At 71.0% G+C, this 21,208-nt stretch carries 22 protein-coding genes; 12 read left to right on the forward strand and 10 right to left on the reverse strand.

Annotated elements, in window-relative coordinates; translation table 11 throughout:
* Positions 1–45 precede the first annotated feature (45 nt).
* The gene (locus tag FKO37_RS39090; protein ID WP_037809520.1) at positions 46–1,149 is read right to left on the reverse strand and encodes a branched-chain amino acid aminotransferase; all 1,104 of its coding nucleotides are present in this window, start codon (positions 1,147–1,149) and stop codon (positions 46–48) included.
* Positions 1,150–1,245: 96 nt separating this feature from the next.
* Here FKO37_RS39090 and FKO37_RS39095 point away from each other — a divergent pair, with 96 nt between their 5' ends.
* Entirely contained in the window at positions 1,246–1,548 is a 303-nt protein-coding gene (locus tag FKO37_RS39095) for a hypothetical protein (protein WP_037809519.1), read from the forward strand.
* 10 nt (positions 1,549–1,558) lie between these two features.
* On the opposite strand, the gene FKO37_RS39100 is transcribed toward FKO37_RS39095, so the two are convergent.
* Together FKO37_RS39100 and FKO37_RS39105 are read right to left on the reverse strand one after the other, a co-directional pair.
* Positions 1,559–2,185, reverse strand: coding sequence for a DUF402 domain-containing protein (locus FKO37_RS39100; RefSeq protein WP_238607707.1), 627 nt, complete (start codon positions 2,183–2,185; stop codon positions 1,559–1,561).
* Positions 2,178–3,035 (reverse strand): sulfatase, encoded by an 858-nt coding sequence (locus FKO37_RS39105; RefSeq protein ID WP_134733549.1) that lies wholly within the window; start codon positions 3,033–3,035, stop codon positions 2,178–2,180. Before FKO37_RS39105 ends, FKO37_RS39100 begins: the two co-directional genes overlap by 8 nt.
* Before the next feature lie 102 nt (positions 3,036–3,137).
* On the opposite strand from FKO37_RS39105, the gene FKO37_RS39110 reads away from it, so the two are divergent.
* Both FKO37_RS39110 and FKO37_RS39115 read left to right on the forward strand, forming a co-directional pair.
* Positions 3,138–4,640 (forward strand): leucyl aminopeptidase, encoded by a 1,503-nt coding sequence (locus FKO37_RS39110; protein WP_043827644.1) that lies wholly within the window; start codon positions 3,138–3,140, stop codon positions 4,638–4,640.
* A gap of 85 nt (positions 4,641–4,725) precedes the next feature.
* On the forward strand, positions 4,726–5,709 hold the full coding sequence (locus tag FKO37_RS39115) for an SMI1/KNR4 family protein (protein WP_238607708.1): 984 nt from the start codon (positions 4,726–4,728) through the stop codon (positions 5,707–5,709).
* A 573-nt stretch (positions 5,710–6,282) separates the two neighbouring features.
* Here the strand turns inward: FKO37_RS39115 and FKO37_RS39120 are convergent.
* Entirely contained in the window at positions 6,283–6,630 is a 348-nt protein-coding gene (locus tag FKO37_RS39120) for a hypothetical protein (RefSeq protein ID WP_043827645.1), read from the reverse strand.
* A 193-nt stretch (positions 6,631–6,823) separates the two neighbouring features.
* On the opposite strand from FKO37_RS39120, the gene lpdA reads away from it, so the two are divergent.
* The 7 genes from lpdA (at position 6,824) to lipB (ending at position 14,015) form a co-directional block, all read left to right on the forward strand.
* On the forward strand, positions 6,824–8,197 hold the full coding sequence (gene lpdA, locus FKO37_RS39125; protein WP_037809512.1) for a dihydrolipoyl dehydrogenase: 1,374 nt from the start codon (positions 6,824–6,826) through the stop codon (positions 8,195–8,197).
* 55 nt (positions 8,198–8,252) lie between these two features.
* Positions 8,253–10,040 carry a 2-oxoglutarate dehydrogenase, E2 component, dihydrolipoamide succinyltransferase gene (sucB, locus tag FKO37_RS39130; protein WP_238607709.1) on the forward strand — a complete coding sequence of 596 codons (1,788 nt, stop codon included), beginning with the start codon at positions 8,253–8,255 and terminating at the stop codon, positions 10,038–10,040.
* Positions 10,041–10,154: 114 nt separating this feature from the next.
* Positions 10,155–11,264: a serine hydrolase gene (locus tag FKO37_RS39135; protein ID WP_238607710.1), complete on the forward strand. Its 1,110-nt coding sequence runs from the start codon at positions 10,155–10,157 to the stop codon at positions 11,262–11,264.
* Positions 11,265–11,269: 5 nt separating this feature from the next.
* Entirely contained in the window at positions 11,270–11,755 is a 486-nt protein-coding gene (locus FKO37_RS39140; protein ID WP_037809509.1) for a helix-turn-helix transcriptional regulator, read from the forward strand.
* Between the two features lie 15 nt (positions 11,756–11,770).
* Positions 11,771–12,649 carry a TIGR01777 family oxidoreductase gene (locus FKO37_RS39145; RefSeq protein WP_238607711.1) on the forward strand — a complete coding sequence of 293 codons (879 nt, stop codon included), beginning with the start codon at positions 11,771–11,773 and terminating at the stop codon, positions 12,647–12,649.
* Positions 12,646–13,275 (forward strand): phosphatase PAP2 family protein, encoded by a 630-nt coding sequence (locus FKO37_RS39150; RefSeq protein WP_238607712.1) that lies wholly within the window; start codon positions 12,646–12,648, stop codon positions 13,273–13,275. The genes FKO37_RS39145 and FKO37_RS39150 overlap by 4 nt, the downstream gene beginning before the upstream one ends.
* Entirely contained in the window at positions 13,272–14,015 is a 744-nt protein-coding gene (gene lipB / locus FKO37_RS39155) for a lipoyl(octanoyl) transferase LipB (protein WP_238607713.1), read from the forward strand. Before FKO37_RS39150 ends, lipB begins: the two co-directional genes overlap by 4 nt.
* 46 nt (positions 14,016–14,061) lie before the next feature.
* Here the strand turns inward: lipB and FKO37_RS39160 are convergent, their stop codons facing one another.
* Together FKO37_RS39160 and FKO37_RS39165 are read right to left on the reverse strand one after the other, a co-directional pair.
* The gene (locus tag FKO37_RS39160) at positions 14,062–14,997 is read right to left on the reverse strand and encodes an LLM class F420-dependent oxidoreductase (protein WP_043827651.1); all 936 of its coding nucleotides are present in this window, start codon (positions 14,995–14,997) and stop codon (positions 14,062–14,064) included.
* Between the two features lie 25 nt (positions 14,998–15,022).
* Positions 15,023–15,643: a TetR/AcrR family transcriptional regulator gene (locus FKO37_RS39165; protein ID WP_037809498.1), complete on the reverse strand. Its 621-nt coding sequence runs from the start codon at positions 15,641–15,643 to the stop codon at positions 15,023–15,025.
* A 132-nt stretch (positions 15,644–15,775) separates the two neighbouring features.
* Here FKO37_RS39165 and FKO37_RS39170 point away from each other — a divergent pair, with 132 nt between their 5' ends.
* Both FKO37_RS39170 and FKO37_RS39175 read left to right on the forward strand, forming a co-directional pair.
* Entirely contained in the window at positions 15,776–16,297 is a 522-nt protein-coding gene (locus FKO37_RS39170) for a hypothetical protein (RefSeq protein ID WP_037809496.1), read from the forward strand.
* A gap of 19 nt (positions 16,298–16,316) precedes the next feature.
* Entirely contained in the window at positions 16,317–17,261 is a 945-nt protein-coding gene (locus FKO37_RS39175; RefSeq protein ID WP_238607714.1) for an oxidoreductase, read from the forward strand.
* On the opposite strand, the gene FKO37_RS39180 is transcribed toward FKO37_RS39175, so the two are convergent.
* From FKO37_RS39180 to FKO37_RS39195, 4 genes are read right to left on the reverse strand one after another with little or no spacing between them, the layout of a single operon-like run.
* On the reverse strand, positions 17,242–18,681 hold the full coding sequence (locus tag FKO37_RS39180; protein ID WP_238607715.1) for a cell wall metabolism sensor histidine kinase WalK: 1,440 nt from the start codon (positions 18,679–18,681) through the stop codon (positions 17,242–17,244). The genes FKO37_RS39175 and FKO37_RS39180 overlap by 20 nt on opposite strands.
* A 17-nt stretch (positions 18,682–18,698) precedes the next feature.
* Positions 18,699–19,394 carry a response regulator transcription factor gene (locus FKO37_RS39185; RefSeq protein ID WP_134665939.1) on the reverse strand — a complete coding sequence of 232 codons (696 nt, stop codon included), beginning with the start codon at positions 19,392–19,394 and terminating at the stop codon, positions 18,699–18,701.
* 34 nt (positions 19,395–19,428) lie between these two features.
* Positions 19,429–20,202 carry an ABC transporter permease gene (locus tag FKO37_RS39190; RefSeq protein ID WP_238607716.1) on the reverse strand — a complete coding sequence of 258 codons (774 nt, stop codon included), beginning with the start codon at positions 20,200–20,202 and terminating at the stop codon, positions 19,429–19,431.
* Positions 20,199–21,107, reverse strand: coding sequence for an ABC transporter ATP-binding protein (locus FKO37_RS39195; protein WP_037809491.1), 909 nt, complete (start codon positions 21,105–21,107; stop codon positions 20,199–20,201). Before FKO37_RS39195 ends, FKO37_RS39190 begins: the two co-directional genes overlap by 4 nt.
* Between the last annotated feature and the right edge of the window lie 101 nt (positions 21,108–21,208).

Below are 21,208 nucleotides of genomic sequence, written 5' to 3' on the forward strand. Positions count from 1 at the left end.
GGGAATCAGATTCCCGCAAGGAGCCCTTCACGGACAGCTGGAGCGTCAGGTGAGCGGGGTCATCCAGCCGGACGGGGCCGGGCGGGTGCCTTCCTGGATGCCGACGAGCTGCTCGCGCAGGGCCATGGTGACCGGGCCCGGCTGCCCGCCGGAGATCGAGAACTCGCCGCCGCCGTGCTTCACGTGGCCGACCGGCGTGATGACCGCCGCCGTGCCGCACGCGAACACCTCGGTCAGCTCGCCCGAGGCGGCCGCCTTCTCCCATTCGTCGGTGGAGATCCGGCGCTCCTCGACCTTGTGCCCGGCGTCCTTCGCCAGCTGCAGCAACGACTTCCGGGTGACGCCCGGCAGCAGCGAACCGGTGAGCTCCGGGGTGACCACGCGGACGTCGTCGCCCGAGCCGAAGACGAAGAACAGGTTCATCCCGCCCATCTCCTCGACCCAGCGGCGCTCGACCGCGTCCAGCCACACCACCTGGTCGCAGCCCTTTTCGACGGCCTGCGCCTGCGCCACGAAGGAGGCCGCGTAGTTGCCGGCGCACTTCGCCGCGCCGGTGCCGCCGGGGGCCGCGCGCACGTACTCGGTGGACAGCCACACGCTGACCGGCTTGACGCCGCCGCTGAAGTACGAGCCGGCCGGCGAGGCGATCACCGCGAAGACGTACTCGTCGGCCGGGCTGTTCACGCCGAGACCGGCCGAGGTGGAGATCATGAACGGGCGCAGGTACAGGGAGTCGCCCTGGCGGGTCGGCACCCAGCGCTCGTCGACGGCGATCAGCTCGCGCAGCGCGTCGACGAAGGTCTCCACCGGCAGCTGCGGCATCGCGAGCCGCTCGGCGGAATCGCGGAACCGCTGCGCGTTGGCGTCCGGCCGGAACGCGGCGATCGTGCCGTCCGGCTGGCGGTAGGCCTTGAGGCCCTCGAAGATCGCCTGCCCGTAGTGCAGCACGGACGTGGCCGGGTCGAGGGTGAACGGTTCGTACGGCCCGACCTTGGCGTCGTGCCAGCCCTTTTCGGTGCTGTAGCGCACGGTGACCATGTGGTCGGTGAAATGCGTGCCGAACCCCGGCTTGGCAAGTACCTCGGCGACGCGTTCAGGACTCGCGGGGCTCGGGTTCGGAACGTGGGTGAACTGCGTCGCTGTGGTCATGCGTAAACGATAGCGCTTGGTCGGAAGCACGTTAGTCGGAAGTCCTGTGGTTTTACTCGCCGCACTGTCCCGCGCTCGCAGCGTCACCCCACTACGATGGTCGGCGTGAGCACTCAACCAGCACGCCAAACCGGGCCCGGGGCCGGGCCGGACGTCAAGACCTTCGGCGCCGCCGCCCTGCTGACCTTCGGCGCGGGACTGCTCGGGATGGTCGGCTGGGGCCTGCTTTCGAGCGGGTTCGGCTTCTTCCTCGGACTGGTCGTCGCCGGATTCGGCATCTACTGGTGGAAGAACCTGCACGGCAAGGTGATCACCAAGAACCTGCCGACCAAATCCGTGGTGATCCTGCTCGTCGTCAACATCGTGCTGTTCATCGCGCTGGTCCTGCTGGCCCAGTAAGCGGCAGCGGTCAGCACAGCCCGGCGGGCAGCGCCGGGGCGGGCCAGTCCGGGTCCGGGCGGAAATCGGTGTGCGTGCCGTCGAACGGGTACGCGCCCCGCTCGGCCAGCGCGCCCATCCGTTCGCCTTCCGCGCGCAACTGGTCGAGGTCGGCGGTGGTCAACCGCCCCGCGTCGAGGGCCGCCTCCGCTTCGTCCTCGTCCTTCCATTCCCAGCCCGCGCCCGGCGTCACGACCAGGTCGAGGACGCCGTCGATCCGGTCCGGGCCGGTTTCGGTGCGCCCGCGCGGCAGTTCGAGGTTCACGTACCAGTCGCGGAACCGGCCGTCCGGCTCGAAAAACCACCACACCGACGACCACGCCCGGTCGGGGATCAGGCGCAGCGTCGAGGAGCCGTGCCAGATGTCCGGCACGCATACGCGCGGCTCGCGGAACCGTTGTTCCAGCGGCGCTTCCCGCAGTGAGCGGCCGTCCGCGAGCCTGCTGCCGACGATCGGCGTGCCGACCGGGAGCCAGCCGAGCAGCGTCTCGCCGTCGTCGGAGAGCACGCGCAGGGGATGATGCTGGCCGATGCTGCCGTCCGGACGGATGAAACGTTCGACGACTGTCTCTCCCGGCGCCCAGCGGTGCTCAGTCATGGACGCCACGGTAGCGGCGAACCCGCACCCGCAGCAGCAGTTCCGCCACCGCGCCGAGGCCCGCCACGAGCAGTACCGCCGGCAGCGGAACGAACGCCGCGGCTACCGCTGCCAGCACCGCGGCTATCGCGACCGGAGCCCCGCCAGACGGCGCAAACCGCTGTCGAGCACCGACGAAAGTCGTGAATGCCGAGGGAAGAGTCGCCAGCACTGCGATCACCGTGAGCAACGGCTGGAGCTGTCCGGCGTCCGCCGCGGAGAGCAGATCCCGCATCGCGGTCCCGGACAGTCCGAGCCGGACCGGACCCAGCTGCAGCAGGGTCACCGCCGTGACCGCCACCGCGACCAGACTCAGCACGAGCGCACGTCCGGTGCTCCGCTCCCCTGGTTCCGGAACGAGGAACGGCAGCAGGAACAACGCCGCGACCACGATCCCGGCCACCGGCGGCGTGCCGATTCCGCCCGTTTGCGCAACCGGAGCGACCGCCAGGCACATCGCCACGAGCACCGCCGCGGCGGCCAGCAGCACCCCGAGCACCCACTTGACCAGCAGGTCCGGCAGCCGCAGCCCGGCGAAGTCCGCCGCCGCGACGAACACCACGAGCGCAGCGGCGGCGTATCCGGGCTGCACTGGGAACACGTACGCGCCGAAGGCCTGCGCGAGCACGACGATCTGGGCCAGCCGGGATAATCCGCCGGCGATCCGGGCGGCCGGATCATCGCCGAGCGCGGGCAGCCGGGAAGCCGCGACCGCGATCAGCGCGGCGAGCAAAACCCCGCCGAGCACCCAAAACCCGGCCCCGGCGGCGCCTGCCGCCAGCGTCACCAGGAGTGCTCCCGCGAGCCGCACCGCGATCCCCCTTCCCCCGTCCGGATGGCTTTGTCATTAGCATGGCTCACGATCGACCGGGCAGATCGCCCGGCGCCACCGCGACGTCGCGAGGAGCCAGAAGTGACCGTGCCGAAGCTTGCCCTCTCCGAGAACACGGGTGCGGCATTGGGCAAGACCCGCGCCGACGTCGTCGTGATCGGCACTCTCCAGGGCGAGGGCGGCCTCGAGCTCGCCGCTGGCGCGGAGGTCGCCGACGCGGCGTTCGACGGCAAGCTCGCCGAGGTGCTGGGCACGCTCGGCGCGACCGGCAAGGCCGAGGAGATCGTGAAGCTGCCGACGCTGGGCAAGCTGCCCGCGGGCGTCGTGCTGGCGGTCGGCCTCGGCAAGCCGCAGGACGGCGTAATCACCGCCGAGCAGGTGCGCCGCGCGGCCGGCGCCGCGGCCCGCGCGCTGAACGGCACCGAGCGCGCGTTCGTCACGCTGTCGGCGCTCGACCTGCACGCCGCCACCGAAGGCATCGCGCTGGGCGCGTACGTCTTCACCGAGTACCGCTCGGAGAAGGGCGAGGGCCCGCTGGCGAAGGCCGACCTGGTCAGCCCGGCCGAGGGCACCGCGCGCGAGCACAAGGCCACGCTGAAGGCGGCCGGGTTCATCGCCGAGTCGGTGATCATCGCCCGCGACCTGATCAACACCCCGCCGAACGACCTGTTCCCGGCGTCCTTCGCCGACCGCGCGAAGAAGCTCGCCGACGAGAACGGCCTCGACTTCGAGGTGCTCGACGAGAAGGCCCTCAAGCGCAAGGGCTTCGGCGGCATCCTCGGCGTGGGCGGCGGTTCGTCGCGGCCGCCGCGTCTGCTGCGGGTCAGCTGGAAGCCGGCCAAGGCGCGCAAGAAGGTCGCGCTGGTCGGCAAGGGCATCACCTTCGACTCGGGCGGCATCTCGCTGAAGCCCGCCGCGAACATGGACCACATGACCTCCGACATGTCGGGTGCGGCCGCCGTGCTCGCGTCGGTCGTGCTGGCCGCGAAGCTGAAGTACCCGCTCGAGGTCACCGCGCACATCCCGCTGGCCGAGAACCTGCCCTCGGCCACGTCCTACCGTCCCGGCGACGTGCTGACCATGTACGGCGGCAAGACCGTCGAGGTGCTCAACACCGACGCCGAGGGACGCCTCGTGCTGGCCGACGCGATCGTGCGGGCGGCCGAGGAGAACCCGGACTACCTGATCGAGACCGCCACGCTGACCGGCGCGCAGGTGGTCGCGCTGGGCAACCGGATCTCCGGCGTGATGGGCTCGGACGAGTTCCGCGACCGCGTCGCGGGCATCATGCAGGCCACCGGCGAGGGCGGCTGGGCCATGCCGCTGCCCGACGAACTGCGCGCCGACCTGGACTCGCGCCTGGCGGACATCGCGAACGTCACCGGCCAGCGCTGGGCAGGCATGCTCGTCGCGGGCGTGTTCCTGCGCGAGTTCGTGCCCGCCGACCTGCCGTGGGCGCACCTCGACGTCGCAGGCCCGGCCTTCAACTCCGGCGGCCCGTGGGGCTACACCGGCAAGGGCGGCACCGGCATCCCGGTCCGCACCATCGCCGCGGTGCTGGCGGACATCGCCGACCAGGGCTGATCGACCTCTTTGACCCCGGAGGCCCCGCAGCCACGCCCGGTGCGGGGCCTCCGTCGTGTCCGCGGCCGTGTGGCACGCTCGCGACATGCAGCGCGACGACTACCTCGAAACCGCCGTCCGCGACGTGCTCACCGCCGACGAGGCCGCCGCTGACCGCAGGATCGCCCACGCCGCACTCCTCCTGGCCACCGCAGGCGCGACCGACGCCTCCGACCGCCTTGTCACGCAATGGCACGCGGTAACCGGCCGCCCAACGTCCGCCCTCGCCGACGACGCCGTGCACGCCCGCGCCTGGGCAATGCTCTTCGAGGCCCGCGGCGACCGTCCACAATGGGCAGACGCCCTTGTCCCGCTAGACCTGGACGCAGAAGAGCAAGCCCACCAAGCTTTCCTCGTCCGCCGAGTGTCCGATTTGGACGGTCTCTTCGACGGCTCACCAGTCGCAGGCGCAGTCTCCGCGATCGCCCCCAAGCGCCCCGACCCGATACGCGACGCACTCGCCGCCGCCGACCTCGACGCGTGGGCCACCCTCGTGGAAAACCACCCCACCCCAGACGTCGCCACCCTCGCCGCCACCCGCCCGCTAGCCACCCAACTAATCAACGGCGCAGATCCACTCGCCCTCGGTTCCGAATGGCCGGACCAATGCGCAGGCGCACTGATCGCCGCCCTGCGCGAACGCCACCCGACCGGCCCAGCCAGCCTCCCGGAACTGCTCGCAGCAATCCTCCGCCTGCGCGGACAACGCGCCCCCGCCCCGACGCCACCCGCCGATCTAGCCGCCGCCGAACAACGCCTCGGCCTCCGCCTGCCCGACGACTACCGCGAGTTCCTGACACTCACGGACGGCTTACCCGCGGACGTAGTGTTCCCCCGCCTACTGCCCGCCCGAGACTTGCGCGCCGACGGATCCGTCGTGATCGTCTCCGACCCCGCGACAATCCTGCTCACCCACACCGGTGACAACTGGCGAGCAGTCGAAGTGGACCTCACCTACGGCAGCACCGCGCACGCATCATTTCGCGCACTGCTGGAACACCACCACCGGCTTCTGGAAGCAAGCGCTTGACTCACCCACCCGCCGAAGCCCGTGAGGGCCACCCTCACGAACCCAGATTCCCCCAGGGTTCCCCTCACGACCAGCCACCGGTCCGTGAAGGGCTCCTTCACGGACCTAGATTCCCTCAAGGAGCCCTTCACGACCGCGACGCACCCAATGTGGCATTCGGTGCATCCCACGCACCCAATGCCACATTGGGGCGCTACCACCCATCCAACCGCAGCCGATGCACCCAACAAACGAGACACCCAGCCCGGCTCCCGCAGCCGACATCGATGCACCAACCGCTCACCGCATCCGATGCACCCACTATCGAGGCACCAAGCCGACCCGCAGCCGATGCACCCACTATCGAGGCACCAAGCCGACCCGCAGCCGATGCACCCAACGAGCGAGGCACCCAGCCCTCCCCCGCACCCCGATACGAAGCTCCCCTGCGGTTCGGGGGTGCTTGTCAAGGCATCTTTCCCGCCTTGACAAGCACCCCCGAACCGTCAGCACAATCAAACTTCGGGGTGCCCCACGCAACCAACGCCCGATGTCGCCGCCAGGCGACGAGAAGTCACCGACAACAGCCCAACCTCAACCACCAGGCCGCCGCTTCTGCCTCTCCGTGTACTCCCGCATCCGCTTCGGATAACCAACCCGCGCAGCCTCATACACCGGAATCGTGTGCTTATGCCCGAACCGCTGCGCCGCGTCGAAGCTCCCAATACGCCGGCGGGTCCATTCCCCGTCATGGGCGACAAGCACCACAGTGGTGTCAGTCACCGTGGTCGGCGGCTCGACATACGCCTCCACCCCACGACGCGCAGCAGCCCATTCCTCCAGGTAACGGGTATCGCTCGAGCCCCCGGAGCGGCCCGCTCCCGTGCCCGCGCCGCGTCTGCCGCGGCGGCGCAACGAGTCGAAGATCCCCACTTCGACCACCTTTCTTCCGGCGAGAGTCCGGACTTCATTATTCCCGGGTTCGTGTGTGGCCGGTGTCGCAGCACCGCCTTGGCCCGGCTAGGTCGCAACGCCGATCGGCGTAGTGACAAGATGGCTGTTGTCGCGCGCGCGGTTATACCGGGTGCCGCGGCGACCGAAGCTCCACCCCTATCGCTGCCGAGGAGTTATTGAAGTGAGCGACACCTCCGCCGACCTCGTGATCCTGGGAGGCGGATCGGGCGGCTACGCCGCGGCCTTCCGCGCGGCCGAGCTGGGCCTTTCCGTCACGCTGATCGAGAAGGACAAGCTGGGCGGGACCTGCCTCCACCGGGGCTGCATCCCGACCAAGGCCCTGCTGCACGCCGCCGAGGTCGCCGACGAGGCCCGCGACGCCGAGACCTTCGGCGTCAAGGCCGTGTTCGAGGGCATCGACATCGCGGGGGTGAACAAGTACAAGGACGGGATCGTCTCCCGGCTGTACAAGGGCCTCCAGGGCCTGGCCAAGGCGCACAAGGTGAACCTCGTCGAGGGCACCGGCCGGTTCGTCGGCGGCACCACCGTCGAGGTCGACGGCACGCGCTACACCGGCAAGAACGTCATCCTCGCCACCGGTTCGTACTCGCGCACCCTGCCCGGCCTGGAGCTCGGCGGCCGCATCATCGCGAGCGAGCAGGCGCTGACGCTGGACTACGTGCCGAAGAAGGTCGTCGTGCTCGGCGGCGGCGTGATCGGCGTGGAGTTCGCCAGCGTGTGGGCTTCCTTCGGGGTCGACGTCACCGTGGTCGAGGCGCTCCCGCGGCTGGTCCCGAACGAGGACGAGTACGCCTCCAAGCAGCTCGAGCGCGCGTTCCGCCGCCGCAAGATCGCCTTCAAGACCGGCGTCCGGTTCACCGGCGCGAAGCAGGACGACAACGGCGTCAGCGTGTCGCTGGAGTCCGGCGAAACGCTGGAGGCCGACCTGCTGCTGGTCGCCGTCGGCCGCGGCCCGAACTCGGCCGGGCACGGCTACGAGGAGGCGGGCGTCCAGATCGACCGCGGCTTCGTGCTCACCGACGACCGGCTGCGCACCAACCTGCCGAACGTCTACGCGGTCGGCGACATCGTGCCGGGCCTCCAGCTCGCGCACCGCGGCTTCCAGCAGGGCATCTTCGTGGCCGAGGAGATCGCCGGGCTGAACCCGCGCGCCATCGACGAGCGCGGCATCCCGCGCGTCACCTACTCGCACCCCGAGGTCGCCTCGGTCGGGCTCACCGAGGCCCAGGCCAAGGAGAAGTACGGTTCGGACGTCACCACGTTCACCTACGACCTCGGCGGCAACGGCAAGAGCCAGATCCTCAAGACCTCCGGCGGCGTGAAGCTGGTGAAGGCCCCGGACGGCCCCGTCGTCGGCGTGCACATGGTGGGCGACCGGGTCGGCGAGCTGATCGGCGAAGCGCAGCTGATCTACAGCTGGGAGGCGTTCCCGGAGGACGTCGCCCCGCTGATCCACGCGCACCCCACGCAGACCGAGGCACTCGGCGAAGCGTTCCTCGCCCTCGCGGGCAAGCCGCTGCACGTGCACAGCTGACGCGCAACCAGCACAATCCAGACCACGTCTTAGCGATCAAGGGAGCCAGCGAACAATGGCCTACTCCGTCACGCTGCCGGAGCTCGGCGAGAGCGTCACCGAGGGAACCGTCACCCGGTGGTTGAAGCAGGAGGGCGACACCGTCGAGGTCGACGAGCCGTTGCTCGAGATCTCGACCGACAAGGTCGACACCGAAGTACCGTCGCCGGTGGCAGGCACGGTCGTGAAGATCAGCGCCAAGGAAGACGACACCGTCGAGGTCGGCGGCGAGCTGGCGGTGATCGACGACGGCACCGGCGGCGTGCCCGAGTCCTCCGCCCCGGCCCAGCAGGCCGAGCCGGAACCGGAGCCCGCGCCGCAGCAGCAGGAAGCCCCTGCCCAGGCCGAATCCGCCCCGGCCGAATCCGCGCCGTCGCAGCCGGACACCGCTCCGGCCGCGGGCGGTTCGGGCACCGAGGTGAAGCTGCCCGAACTGGGCGAGAGCGTCACCGAGGGCACCGTCACCCGCTGGCTGAAGCAGGTCGGCGAGTCGGTCGAGGTCGACGAGCCGCTGCTCGAGATCTCCACCGACAAGGTCGACACCGAGGTCCCGTCGCCGGTCGCCGGCACCGTGCTGGAGATCCGCGCGGGCGAGGACGAGACCGTCGAGGTCGGCGGAGTGCTCGCGGTCATCGGCGACGCGAGCGCCGCCCCGGCCGCCGCGCCCGCGCAGGAGAGCAAGCCCGCTCCGGCTCCGGAACCCGAGCCCGCCCCGGCCCCGGTCCAGGAAAGCAAGCCCGCCCCGGCCCCGGCGGCTCCGGCTCCGGCGCCTGCCGCTCCGGCCCCGGCTCCGGCGCAGGAGAGCAAGCCCGCTCCGGCCGCCCAGGCCCCGGCGGAATCCGCCGACGGCCCGTACGTCACGCCGCTGGTGCGCAAGCTCGCCTCCGAGCACGGCATCGACCTCGCGTCGCTGACCGGCAGCGGAGTCGGCGGCCGCATCCGCAAGCAGGACGTGCTCGCCGCGGCCGAGGCGAAGCAGAAGGCGGCTCCGGCCCCGGCTGCTTCCGCTCCGGCAGCCGCCCCGGCCGCCGCCGCTCCGTCCGCGCCGCGCGCCGCCGCGGTGTCGCCGGAGGTCGCCGCCCTGCGCGGCACCGTGCAGAAGGCGAGCCGGATCCGGCAGATCACCGCCACTAAGACCCGCGAGTCGCTGCAGGTTTCCGCGCAGCTCACGCAGGTGCACGAGGTGGACGTCACCAAGATCGCCAAGCTGCGCCAGCGCGCGAAGGCGGCGTTCAAGGAGCGCGAGGGCGTCAACCTCACGTTCCTGCCGTTCTTCGCCAAGGCGACCGTCGAGGCGCTCAAGCAGCACCCGAACGTCAACGCGTCCTACAACGAGGACACGAAGGAGATCACCTACCACGGCGCCGTGCACCTGGGCATCGCGGTGGACACCGAGCGCGGCCTGCTCTCGGTCGTGATCCACGACGCGGGCGAGCTGAGCCTCGCCGGTCTCGCGCACCGCATCGCCGACCTGGCGGCGCGGGCCCGGGCCAACAAGATCAAGCCGGACGAGCTGATCGGCGGCACCTTCACCGTCACGAACATCGGCTCCAACGGGGCCCTGTTCGACACGCCGATCATCGTGCAGCCGCAGTCCGGCATGCTCGGCACCGGCACCGTGGTGAAGCGCCCGGTCGTGGTGAGCGACGCCGAGGGCAACGACACCATCGCGGTCCGCTCGATGGCGTACCTGCCGCTGACCTACGACCACCGCCTGGTCGACGGCGCGGACGCCGGCCGCTTCCTGACCACGATCAAGCAGCGGCTGGAAGAGGGCAACTTCGAGGACGAGCTGGGTCTCTGATCCGGTAGTTCTTCGGCCGAAGGCCCCCGCACTCGCCCGAGTGCGGGGGCCTTCGCCGTTTCTCCTACTTTCGGCTAATCCGGAATTCCGGAATACCGGAGTAGGCTGCTCGGCATGCTCACTCGACGAAGCTTGCTCACGTCGGTCGCAGCAGCGGGGGCCGCCACGTTCGTCCTGCCCTCGCTCGCACTGGCCGATCCCCCGGACCAATCCACTCCCGAAGGCTGGCTCGCCCGGCTCGCGGCCCACCGCGACGACGTGTCAGCGGTTTTCTCCGACGGCGCCGGCCGCCGGTTCAGCCATCTCGCGGACCGGTCGCTCGTCGTCGCGTCCGCGATCAAGGTGGTCCATCTGCTCGCCTACGCCACGGCAGTCGCCGAAGGACGGCTCGATCCGGACGAACAGGTGCGCGTCGGCGACTGGGACGCCCGGCATCCGTACATCGGCGACGGCGAGGTCGGCAAGGGCGACCACCACACCGCGCTGACTTATCTGGGAATCCCGTGCGACGAGTACGGCGTCGCGCAGAACCCGGACCAGCGCGTGCCGCTGCGGAGCATCGCGGAAACGATGATCCTCTGGAGCGACAATGCCGCCGCGGACTACCTGCGCGCCCGGCTCGGCGACCGGGCTTTGCGTGCGGCGGCAGCCCGCGGCGGCTGGCGGATGCCGGACGTGCGGATGTTCGGCGGCGAAACGTTGCTGCTGTTTTTCCCCGAGTACTGCCCGCCGCCGGGCAGCCCGGTCGCGCTCCGCCGCGCGGCGGGAGACGCGCTGTCGAACCGGTTCGCGTGCGATCCGTCGTTCCGTGCCCAGGTGCTCCCCCGGGTCGCCGAAAAGCCGCCCTCCGTCGAAGCGATCATGGCGTGGTCGGCCTCGACCGGACAGGGCAGCGCCGAGCAGTTGTTCCGGCTGCACCACGAGATCGCCACGAACCGCGATCGCGCGGCCGTTCTCGCGCAGCGAGTCCTCGGCGAACAGTTCGCGGGACACGAGCCGTCGGGCACGAAAGCCGTGCTGTACAAGGGCGGAAACCTTCCCGGCTTCCTCGTGCTCGGGTTCGATCTGCTGTGGCCGGACCGCCGTCCCGGCACCTGCACGGTCTTCATCAAGAACTCCACGCCGGAGGATCTCCAGTACGGCGGAGTGCTGCAGCAGTTGTGCGTCGGCGCGCTGTTCCGCCCGGACACCTTCGCGGCTTTGGAGCGTGCGCTGGGACACTGACCGGCATGACCGAAGACCTCGCCGAGCGTGTCGCGGCGCTCGAACGCCGGATGGCCGCATTGGAGGGGCGGCCCGCCGAACCCGTCCAGGACGGTCCGCCGGGGATCGTGGGCTATCAGGGTGAATTGACCGATCCCGAGCTGCGCTGGGAAATCCGGCTCACGACCCCGGCGGTCCTGTCGCTGCCGGACGGGCCGCGCGCCGAGGTGCTCGCCGCGCTGGCGAACACCGACCGGATCGCGCTCGTCCGGCTGCTCGCCCGCGACGGCGCGCAAACCGGGGCCGCGCTGCAGGAAGCCGCGGAACTCAGCTCGCCGGGACGGCTCTACCACCATCTCAAGGCGCTCACCGCGGCCGGGCTCGTCGAGCAGGACCGCCGCGGCAGCTACCGGCTCAAGCCGACCGCCGCGATCCCCGCGCTGGTGCTGCTGACCGCCGCCGCCGACGTCGCCGGTCAGCTCCGCCCGGGTGTGCGCGAACCGGGCCGATAGGACACGATCAGAGGCATGCGGGTACTCATCGCGGGCTCCGGCGGCCTTATCGGCACCGCATTGACCGGACGGCTGCGCGAATCCGGGCACGAGGTGCGCCGGCTGGTGCGGCGGACCGCGCGGGCGGAAGACGAGCGCGGCTGGGACCCGCCGTCGGGACGGATCGACGACGGCGCGTTCGACGGCATCGACGCGGTGGTGAACCTGTGCGGCGCCCCGCTGCTGCCCGGCCGCTGGAGCGGAATGCGCAAGCAGCAGCTGCTCGACAGCCGGGTGGAGCCGACCGAAGTGCTCGCCGAAGCGGTGGCGGAGCACGGCATCGGGGTGCTGGTGAACGCCTCCGCCGTCGGCTACTTCGGCAACACCGGGTCCACTGTGGTCGATGAGGACACCAAGCCGGGCAACGGTTTTCTCGCCGAGATGTGCGTCGAGTGGGAGGACGCGACCGCCGCGGCGGCCGGCGCCCGCGTGGTCTCGGTCCGCACCGGTCTCGTCCTGGCCCGCAGCGGCGGCCTGCTCGACGTGCTGCGCCCGCTCTTCCGTTTCGCACTCGGCGGACGGCTCGGCGACGGCCGCCAGTTCATGCCGTGGATCGCGCTGGACGACGAAATCGGTGCCCTCGTGCACATCCTAGAGCACGAGACGCTGTCCGGCCCGGTCAATCTCACCGGCCCGATCCCCGTCTCCAACGCCGAGTTCACCAAGGCCCTCGGCCACGCCGTGCACCGGCCCGCGCCGTGGTGGGTGCCGGAAATCGCGATGAAGATCGCCCTCGGCCAGGCCGCCGAAGAGATGGCGTTGTTCGGGCAGCGCGCGGTGCCGCGGAAGCTGGAGGCGAGCGGGTACGAATTCCGGCACCGCACCGTCGACAGCGCGCTCGCCGCGGCGACGTGACGATGCCGCGCGTCCGGTGGATCGTCACCGGAGTGGTGCTGTTCGCCGCGTTCCTCTGGCTCGGCTTCCTGGTGGACCGGCAGCCGCTGCAGCTCGACGTCGAGGTCGCCACGGCCTTGCGCGGACAGGACACGCACCCGGCCGGTCAGATCGCGGGCGTGGTGACGAACGTCCTCGGCCCCGTGCTGCCGTACGTGCTCGGCGTGGTGCTGCTGGCGATCGTGCTGCGGGACCGGTCGCAGCTCTCGCTGTGCGTGCGGCTCGCCGTGGTGCTGGTGCTGTGCCGGCTGACCAGCCTGGCGTTCAAGCCGGTGTTCCAGCGGCAGCGCCCGCGCGTGTACCCGGATCTGAGCTACCCCAGCGGCCACGTCGTCTCGGTGGCGACGACCAGCCTGGTCGTGGTCCTGCTGTGCGCCTGGCTCCGGCCGCGGGCCGTGCGGTGGGCGATCTGGCTGTCCGCCGCCGCGACCGTGCTGGCGGCTGCCTGCCGGATCGTGCTCGGTGTGCACTGGGTCACCGACACGATCGGGGCCGTGCTCGCGGTGCTCGGCGTGGGACTGGTGTCAGCGACCGCACTCCGGCTGATCCCCTTTCCGGTGCGCGAAAGGCGTAGCCTCGACGGGTGAGTTCTTCGAGCGCAAGCTGCCGCATCGCCACCGAGCCCCTCGTCGTGCGCGAGATCGGGACGATCGACTACACCGAGGCCTGGGACCTGCAGCGGGAGATCCTCGCCGCGCGGGCGGACGAAACCGGGCCGGACACCATGCTGCTGCTGGAGCACCCGTCGGTCTACACCGCGGGCAAGCGCACCGAACCCGAGGACCGGCCCGCCGACGGCACCCCGGTGATCGACGTCGACCGCGGCGGCAAGATCACCTGGCACGGCCCCGGCCAGCTGGTCGGCTACCCGATCCTGAAGCTCGCCGACCCGATCGACGTCATGCACTACGTGCGTCGGCTGGAAGAGGCGCTGATCGCGGTGTGCGACCGGTTCGGCGTGCGCACCGGCCGCGTCGAGGGCCGCAGCGGCGTGTGGATCCCGGCCGACGAACGCGGCATCGAACGCAAGATCGCCGCGATCGGCATCCGCGTCCAGCGCGGCGTGACCATGCACGGCTTCGAGCTGAACTGCAACGCCGACCTGGCCGCGTTCGACAACATCGTGCCGTGCGGCATCCGCGACGCGGGCACCACATCGCTGTCCTGGGAACTGCAGCGCGACGTCCCGGTCGCCGAGGTGCTGCCGGTGGCGAAGGAGCTGGTGCTGGCCGCGCTCGAAGGCGAACTGCAGGTGAGCGACGACCGCTGGCTGCCGCGCCCGGAGGCCCCGAAGGCCCCCGGCGTCACCTTCGCCCTGCAGAACTGACCTTCTCCACGACAAAGGGGCCTCCCGCGGGAGGCCCCTTTTCGCGTCAGTCCAGCTGCGGTGCGACCTCGGAGGCCACGAACTCGATGTGGTCGAGGTCGGAAAGGTCGAGCACCTGCAGGTACAGCCGGGTGATCCCGGTCTTCTCGCGCCACTGCCCGATCCGGTCAACGATCTCCGCCGCGGTCCCGGCCAGCCCGTTGGCCCGCAGTTCGCCGGTCTCCCGGCCGATCGCGGACGCGCGGCGCGCGACCTCGGCCTCGTCCCGGCCCGCCGCGAGCACGAGCGCGACCGAACGCAGGATCTCCTTGGGGTCGCGGCCGATCGCCTCCGCCGCCGCGTCCACCCGCTGGAACTGCGCGAGCGCGGTTTCGGCGTCCACGAACGGCAGGTTGAACTCGTCGGCGTACTGCGCGGCCAGCGCCGGGGTGCGCTTCTTGCCGCCCCCGCCGATGATCACCGGCGGCGCGGGCGACTGCGCGGGCTTCGGCAGCGCGGGCGAGTCGGCGAGCGTGTAGTAGTCGCCGGAGTAGGAGAAGGTCTCGCCGACCGGGGTCTTCCACAGGCCGGTGATCACCGCGAGCTGCTCGGCGTAGCGGTCGAAGCGCTCCTTGAGCGGCGGCAGGGTGAGGCCGTAAGCGGTGTGCTCGTCGTCGTACCAGCCGGTGCCGAGGCCGAATTCCACGCGCCCGCCGGACATCTGGTCCACCTGCGCGACCGAGATCGCGAGCGGGCCGGGGTGGCGGAAGGTGGCCGCGGTGACGAGCGTGCCGAGCCGGACGCGCTCGGTCTCGCGCGCGAGGCCGGCGAGGGTGATCCACGCGTCGGTCGGCCCGGGAAGGCCGTCCGCGCTGCCCATCTTGAGGTAGTGGTCGCTGCGGAAGAAGGCGTCGTAGCCCGCGGCTTCGGTGGTCCGCGCGACCCGCAGCAGGTCGTCGTAGCTCGCCCCCTGCTGGGGTTCGGTGAAGATCCTCAAGTCCATGTCCGCCAGCCTAACGGCGGATCGGTCAGCCCGCGGCGGGCCGTTCTTCGTGTCCCGCGGGGCGGCGCAGCCTCGACAGCATCCGCGTGATGACGTCCTCGATCTCGGCCCCGACCTTCTTCGGGTCGGCCGCGCCCGCGATCTCGGTGGCCGCGCTCGACAGCGCGCCGAACAGCAGCCGCGCGGTGAGGTCGACCGGCACCGGCTCCACCTCGCCCGCGTCGACGAGCAGCTGGAGCCCGGACCGCACGAGCCCGAAACTCGACTGTTCCTCGGCCTCGCGCCAGCGTTCCCAGCCCATCACGACCGGTCCCTCGTGGATGGCGATCCGCTGGTAGGAGGGGTCGAGGCAGCTGCGGATGAACGCCTGCAGCCCGCCCATCGCGCGCTCCCACGGCTCGCCGTCGCCGGTCATGATCTTCTGCAGCCGGTCGTAGACCAGGCTTTCGACCTGTTCGAAGGCGGCCTCGAAGAGCGCCTGCTTCCCGCTGAAATGGTGGTACAGCGCGCCTTTCGTGACGCGGGCGCGTTTGGCCACCTCGTCGAGCGAGGTGCCCGCGTATCCGCGTTTTGTGAACAGTTCGACCGCGCTGTCGACCAGGGCGGATCGGGTCGACTCGGAGTAGTCGAGTCGTCGGGACCTCATTGTCGGCACGCTCACAACCTTACGCCGGGGCCCGACGGACCATACCCGTGGTATGTTGGCTGCGTCAGGTCCGTACCGGGAGTATGCCGCAGACCGGCAGTATGACCCGGGTCACGGAAGGGGAGCCACACCATGAGCTGGACCGACTTCTACCGGCGGCGAGAGATCCTCGATGCCGCTGTCCGCCAGGCGAGGCGCGCGCCGCAGGCACCGCTGTCGCTGGCCGAAATCCCGGGTGCCGCCGACGAGTTCGGCACCGAAGAGAACCTGTTGCTGGCACTGCAGTACAAGTGGACGCAGCTGCTCAGCGGCTACCTGCGCGCCGAGTTCGCCGATCCCGACGAGGCGGATCTTCCCGGCGACCAGGTCGACGCCGTCACCCGCGCGTGGCGGCAGGCGCAGCACGACCACGAAGACCTTCGTGCGGCACTGGACGGCGCGCTGGAGCGCTGCCCCGCGCTGGAACCGCTGCACCGCACCGAACTGCACATGCTGGCGCTCACCGCGGGCCTCGCCGAACCGGACGAGCCCGCCGAAGAGATCGTCAAGGTCGGGCGGACGCTCGACGCGCTGATCCGCGCCGGCGACACCGGCCCGGTCCGCAGGCGCGGCCCGGTCGGGCATCTGATGCGGCTGCTCGCGCCGAGTGCGTGACGTGTAGTTAGCTGACCCGATGAACGAACGCTGGACCGAGGCCCGGATCCCCGACCAGAGCGGCCGGACCGTCCTGATCACCGGAGCGAATTCCGGCCTCGGCCTGCGTTCGGCGGAAGTCCTCGCCGCGCACGGCGCCCGCGTGCTGCTCGGCTGCCGCTCGCCGGAACGCGGCGAAACCGCGCTCGAGCGAGTCCGCGCCGCAGCTTCCGGAGCCAAACCCGAACTCGTGCGCGTGGACCTCGCCGACCTGGCATCCGTCCGGAAAGCCGCCGCGGCCGTGCGCGAACTCACCGGCGACGCGCTGGACGTGCTGATGAACAACGCCGGGGTCATGGCCACCGCACAAGGCCGCACCGCGGACGGCTTCGAGCTCCAATTCGGCACGAACCACCTCGGGCACGCCGCGCTGACGTGGCTGCTGATGCCCGCCCTGCGCGGCGCACCGGCCGGCCGCGTCGTCACGCTGTCCAGCGTCGCCGCCCTCGGCGCGCACCTGCACCTGGACGACCCGAACGCCGAACGCCGCCCGTACCGCGCTGCCGCTGCGTACGGCCAGGCGAAGCTGTCGAACCAAACCTTCGGCATCGAACTGGACCGACGCCTCCGCGCGGCGGATTCCACCGTGCGCAGCGTGCTCGCGCATCCCGGCTACAGCGCGACCGGCTTGACCACGAACATGGCGAGCTCGTACCGGAATCCCGTGCTGCGCACCGCACTCCGGGAAATCGGCAAGCTCGGCGGAATGCTGCTGGCCCAACGCGTCGAGCACGGCGCACTGCCGCAGCTGTACGCCGCGACCGCCCCCGACGTCGAAGGCGGCGACTACATCGGACCGGTTTTCGCGGTCCGCGGCCGCCCGACGAAGGTGCGCACCCTTGCCCCGGCCCGGTATCCGGAAGCCGGGACCAGGCTGTGGGAACTGACTGCCGAGCTGACCGGCGTCACTCCCGATCCGCACTGAACTCCAGCAGCGGCAACACGATCCGGAAACACGCCCCCTCGCCCAGCGCGGTCTCCAGCTCGATCTCGCCATCGTGCGCCCGCGTCAGCGACCGGGCGATCGCGAGCCCCAGACCCGCGTCCGCCCCAGGTGTCCTCGCTCGCGAACGGTCCCCGCGATAGAACCGGTCGAAGACGCGTTCTGCTTGCGCCGCAGTCATTCCCGGTCCTTCGTCGGCAACCTCCAGCACCGCCCGACCGCCCACAGTCCCGACTCCGACACGAACCGCAGTGCCCGGCGGAGTGTGCGCGGCAGCATTGCCGACGAGGTTCGTGACCACCTGCCGCAGCCGCGCCTCGTCGGCGTTCACCGGAGCCGGTCCAGACCCGCCCTCGCCGCCAGGTCCGGTCAGCTCGATCGGCCGTGACGGGTCGAGCGCGCGCAACGCGTGCCGGGCATCGCCAGCCAGCGTGCGCAAGTCCATCGGCGCTCGGTCGAGCTGCGCTTCCGGAGCTTCGTCAAGCTGGGCAAGCAAAAGCAGGTCCTCGGTGAGCGCGGCCAGCCGGACCGCTTCCCGGTCGATCCGGTGCATGGCTTCGTCCACATCGGACTGTTCCGGGAGCGCGCCCATCCGGTACAGCTCGGCGGTGCCCTTGATCCCGAAAAGCGGCGTGCGCAGTTCGTGGCTGACGTCCGCGACGAAGGTCCGCATCCGCGCCTCGGAAGCGGTCCGGTCGGCGAACGCGCGCTCCAGCTGTCCGAGCATGGTGTTGAGCGACCCCGCCAAGCGGCCGATTTCCGTTCCCGGCGCGGCGATCCCGGGCACCCGGCGGCTGAGGTCGCCGCCCGCGATCGCCGCCGCGGTGTGCTCGATCCGGCGCAACGGACGCAGCCCGCCGCGCAGCGCGAACCAGCCGGCCCCGGTCAGCAGCACGAGCAGCACGGACCCGGTGACCACGCTGCTGGTCCGCAACCGGGAGATCAGGGCGTCCGCCTCGGCGAGCGGAGCCGCCGCGATCACCGTCCCGCCCGGCGCCGGTGCCGCGACCGCGCGCCAGCGCTCCGAACCGTTCGCGGCCCGCAGGTCGGCAGGCGGGCCGTGCACCGGGACCGATCGCAGTTCCTCGGGCGAGGGCAGGGTTTCCGCCGCCAGCCGTGAAGAATGGACGCCGCCGGTCACCGCGCCGTTCGCGCCCAGATAGACCACGTACGGGGCGCCGATCAGGTCCAGCGCCGGGTCCAGCGCCGACGTCCGGGGGTCGCCCGCGGGCAGCACGCCGGACGGCACGCGCGCGATCAGCTCGGTGAAACCGCGCAACTGCGTGTCGATCCGGTCGAGCTGGTAGCGCTCCAGACGGTCCGAGACGACGGCGCTGATCAGCGTCAGCCCGGCCAGCAAGAGACCCGCCGTGATCAGCAGGAGCCGGGTGCGCAACGACATCCGGCGCAGCGGATGCCTCACCGCCGCGGTTCCCGCATCACGTAACCGACGCCGTGCACGGTGTGGATCAGCTTGGGCTCGCCGGTGTCGACCTTGCGCCGCAGGTAGGAGATGTAGGTGTCGACGATGCTGGCGTCGCCGCCGAAGTCGTACTGCCACACCCGGTCGAGGATCTGCGCCTTCGACACCACGCGTCCGGCGTTCTCCATCAGATACCGCAACAGCCGGAACTCGGTGGCGGAGACGCGGACCGGCTGCCCGGCCCGCGTCACCTGGTGGCCTTCCGCGTCGAGCACCAGCTCGCCCACCGTCACCACCGCCTGGTGTCCTTGCGTGCGCCGGAGGATCGCGTGGATCCGCGCGATGAGCTCCTCCAGGTCGAACGGTTTGGTGACGTAGTCGTCGGCGCCCAGCGACAGGCCGGCGACCTTGTCCGCCTGCCGGTCGCGGGCGGTGAGGAAGAGCACCGGCACCGGTCCGCCGCGGCCGGGCCGGTGCCGTTCGCGCAAACGCCGGGCGACCTCGAAACCGTCCGCGTCCGGCAGCATCACGTCGAGCAGCACCAGGTCAGGCGGCTCTTCCGCAGCGGAGGTGACGGCCTCGCCCGCCGTCGCCGCGGACCTCACCTCGAACCCGGCGAACCGCAACGCCGCCGACAACAACTGCCGCACGGTGGCCTCGTCGTCGACCACCAGCAGCCGAGCGGGCGTCATCCCTGCCATGAACGCCAGCGTACGGAGACCACGGTCACACGTCCCGCCTGCGGAACGCCGCGAACGCGACGGCCAGCACCACGGCCACGCCGACGTACAGACCGGCGAGGTTGAGCCACGGATCCGGGTACGCCGGGTCGAGCTTGCCGGAGAAAATCGCCGCCGCGCCCTTGGACGGCCAGAACGTGAACAGCCACTGCATCCAGGACGGGAAAAGGTCGGCGACGGCAGGCACCAGCAGCACGATCCCGACCAGCGCGGCCAGCGCACCCGCGGTCGCCCGGATCAGCGTGCCGAGACCGACCGCGAGCAACGCGATCGCGGCGAGGTACAGCCCGCCGCCCACCACGGCACCGAGCACGCCAGGGTCGCCGAGACTCACGTGCGGCAACTGCTGTCCGGCGAGAAACCCTTGTCCGATCAGGAAAGCAGCGAACATCAGCACCTGCCCGGCCACGACGGCGACCGCGGCGGCGAGCACCACCTTCGCCGCGAGCAGCCGGGACCGCCGCGGCGTCGCCGTAAGCGATGTCTGAATCAGCCCGGTCGCGTATTCCGACGTGACGACCAGGACGCCCAGCACCCCGATGATCAGCTGCGCGACGATGAAGGACTTCAAGCTGAGACCGGTCGGATCCCAGGCCGCGCGTTCCGCGGCCGTCGCCTTGGCGTACTCGGCACCCGCCGAAGCCGTCGCCAGCGCGGTGATGCCGAGCCCGGCGGCGAACAGACTGGCCACGGTGTACCAGGTGGAACGCAGGCTGCGGAGCTTGATCCACTCCGATCTGAGCGTGCCGGAGACGATCACGCGGCAACCCCCTGGTACTCGATGCTGTCCTCGGTGAGCGCGAGGAACGCGTCCTCGAGCGAAACCCGCTGCGGCGTGAGCTCCCCGAGCGCGACCCCGTGGTACGCGGCCAGTTTTCCGATCTCGTCGCTGGTCAGGCCGGAGACGACCAGCGCGTCTCCGGCGCTGTCCCGCACGGTGGCTCCGGCGGCGAGCAGATGGCGGGCGAACCCGTCCGGATCGGCGGCGCGGACGAGCACCGAACCCGCCTGACCGGCCAGTTCGGCGGTGGCGGTGTCGGCGAGCAGCTTGCCCCTGCCGATGACGATCAGCCGGTCGGCGGTCTGCGCCATCTCGCTCATGAGATGGCTGGACACCAGCACCGCGCGGCCGTCGCGGGCGAGCGAGCGCATGAAGTCCCGGATCCAGCGGATGCCCTCGGGGTCGAGGCCGTTCACCGGTTCGTCGAAAATCAGCACCCGGGGGTCGCCGAGCAGCGCGGCCGCGATGCCGAGCCGCTGCCGCATCCCGAGCGAAAACCCGCCTGCCCTCCGCCCGGCCACGCTCTCCAGACCGGTGCGGGCGAGCACGTCGTCGACCCGGCTCCGCGGCAGCCGGTTGCTCGCCGCGAGCGCGAGAAGGTGGTCGCGCGCCTTGCGGGCCCCGTGCACGGCACCCGCGTCGAGCAGCGCGCCGACCTCCGTGAGCGGCACTGCGAGGTCCCGGTAGCGCCGTCCGCCGATCGTCACCGACCCGCGCGTCGGGGCGGCGAGACCGGTGATCATCTTCAGCGTCGTGGACTTGCCCGCCCCGTTCGGCCCGAGGAACCCGGTGACCTGCCCGGGCTCGACGCTGAACGACAGGTCGTCCACCACGGTGTCGGGCCCGTACCGTTTCGTGAGCCCGCGTACTTCGATCGCTGTCATGCCGGCGAGCGTGCCCGGCCGGTCCGGGCGAATCCGCAGAGCTTCTGGGAGAACCCTGTGCGTTTCCGGTCGTCCACGGGCTGGATTGGGTCCCGTTCACA

Source organism: Amycolatopsis sp. Poz14, assembly GCF_006704225.1.
Taxonomy (GTDB): domain Bacteria; phylum Actinomycetota; class Actinomycetes; order Mycobacteriales; family Pseudonocardiaceae; genus Amycolatopsis; species Amycolatopsis nivea.

Coding starts and splice junctions, on each gene's coding strand:
- FKO37_RS39090 (WP_037809520.1), bottom strand. CDS start 1,149: ATGACCACAGCGACGCAGTTCACCCACGTTCCGAACCCGAGCCCCGCG.
- FKO37_RS39095 (WP_037809519.1), top strand. CDS start 1,246: ATGGTCGGCGTGAGCACTCAACCAGCACGCCAAACCGGGCCCGGGGCC.
- FKO37_RS39100 (WP_238607707.1), bottom strand. CDS start 2,185: ATGACTGAGCACCGCTGGGCGCCGGGAGAGACAGTCGTCGAACGTTTC.
- FKO37_RS39115 (WP_238607708.1), top strand. CDS start 4,726: ATGCAGCGCGACGACTACCTCGAAACCGCCGTCCGCGACGTGCTCACC.
- sucB (WP_238607709.1), top strand. CDS start 8,253: ATGGCCTACTCCGTCACGCTGCCGGAGCTCGGCGAGAGCGTCACCGAG.
- FKO37_RS39135 (WP_238607710.1), top strand. CDS start 10,155: ATGCTCACTCGACGAAGCTTGCTCACGTCGGTCGCAGCAGCGGGGGCC.
- FKO37_RS39140 (WP_037809509.1), top strand. CDS start 11,270: ATGACCGAAGACCTCGCCGAGCGTGTCGCGGCGCTCGAACGCCGGATG.
- FKO37_RS39145 (WP_238607711.1), top strand. CDS start 11,771: ATGCGGGTACTCATCGCGGGCTCCGGCGGCCTTATCGGCACCGCATTG.
- FKO37_RS39160 (WP_043827651.1), bottom strand. CDS start 14,997: ATGGACTTGAGGATCTTCACCGAACCCCAGCAGGGGGCGAGCTACGAC.
- FKO37_RS39165 (WP_037809498.1), bottom strand. CDS start 15,643: ATGAGGTCCCGACGACTCGACTACTCCGAGTCGACCCGATCCGCCCTG.
- FKO37_RS39170 (WP_037809496.1), top strand. CDS start 15,776: ATGAGCTGGACCGACTTCTACCGGCGGCGAGAGATCCTCGATGCCGCT.
- FKO37_RS39175 (WP_238607714.1), top strand. CDS start 16,317: ATGAACGAACGCTGGACCGAGGCCCGGATCCCCGACCAGAGCGGCCGG.
- FKO37_RS39180 (WP_238607715.1), bottom strand. CDS start 18,681: ATGTCGTTGCGCACCCGGCTCCTGCTGATCACGGCGGGTCTCTTGCTG.
- FKO37_RS39185 (WP_134665939.1), bottom strand. CDS start 19,394: ATGACGCCCGCTCGGCTGCTGGTGGTCGACGACGAGGCCACCGTGCGG.
- FKO37_RS39195 (WP_037809491.1), bottom strand. CDS start 21,107: ATGACAGCGATCGAAGTACGCGGGCTCACGAAACGGTACGGGCCCGAC.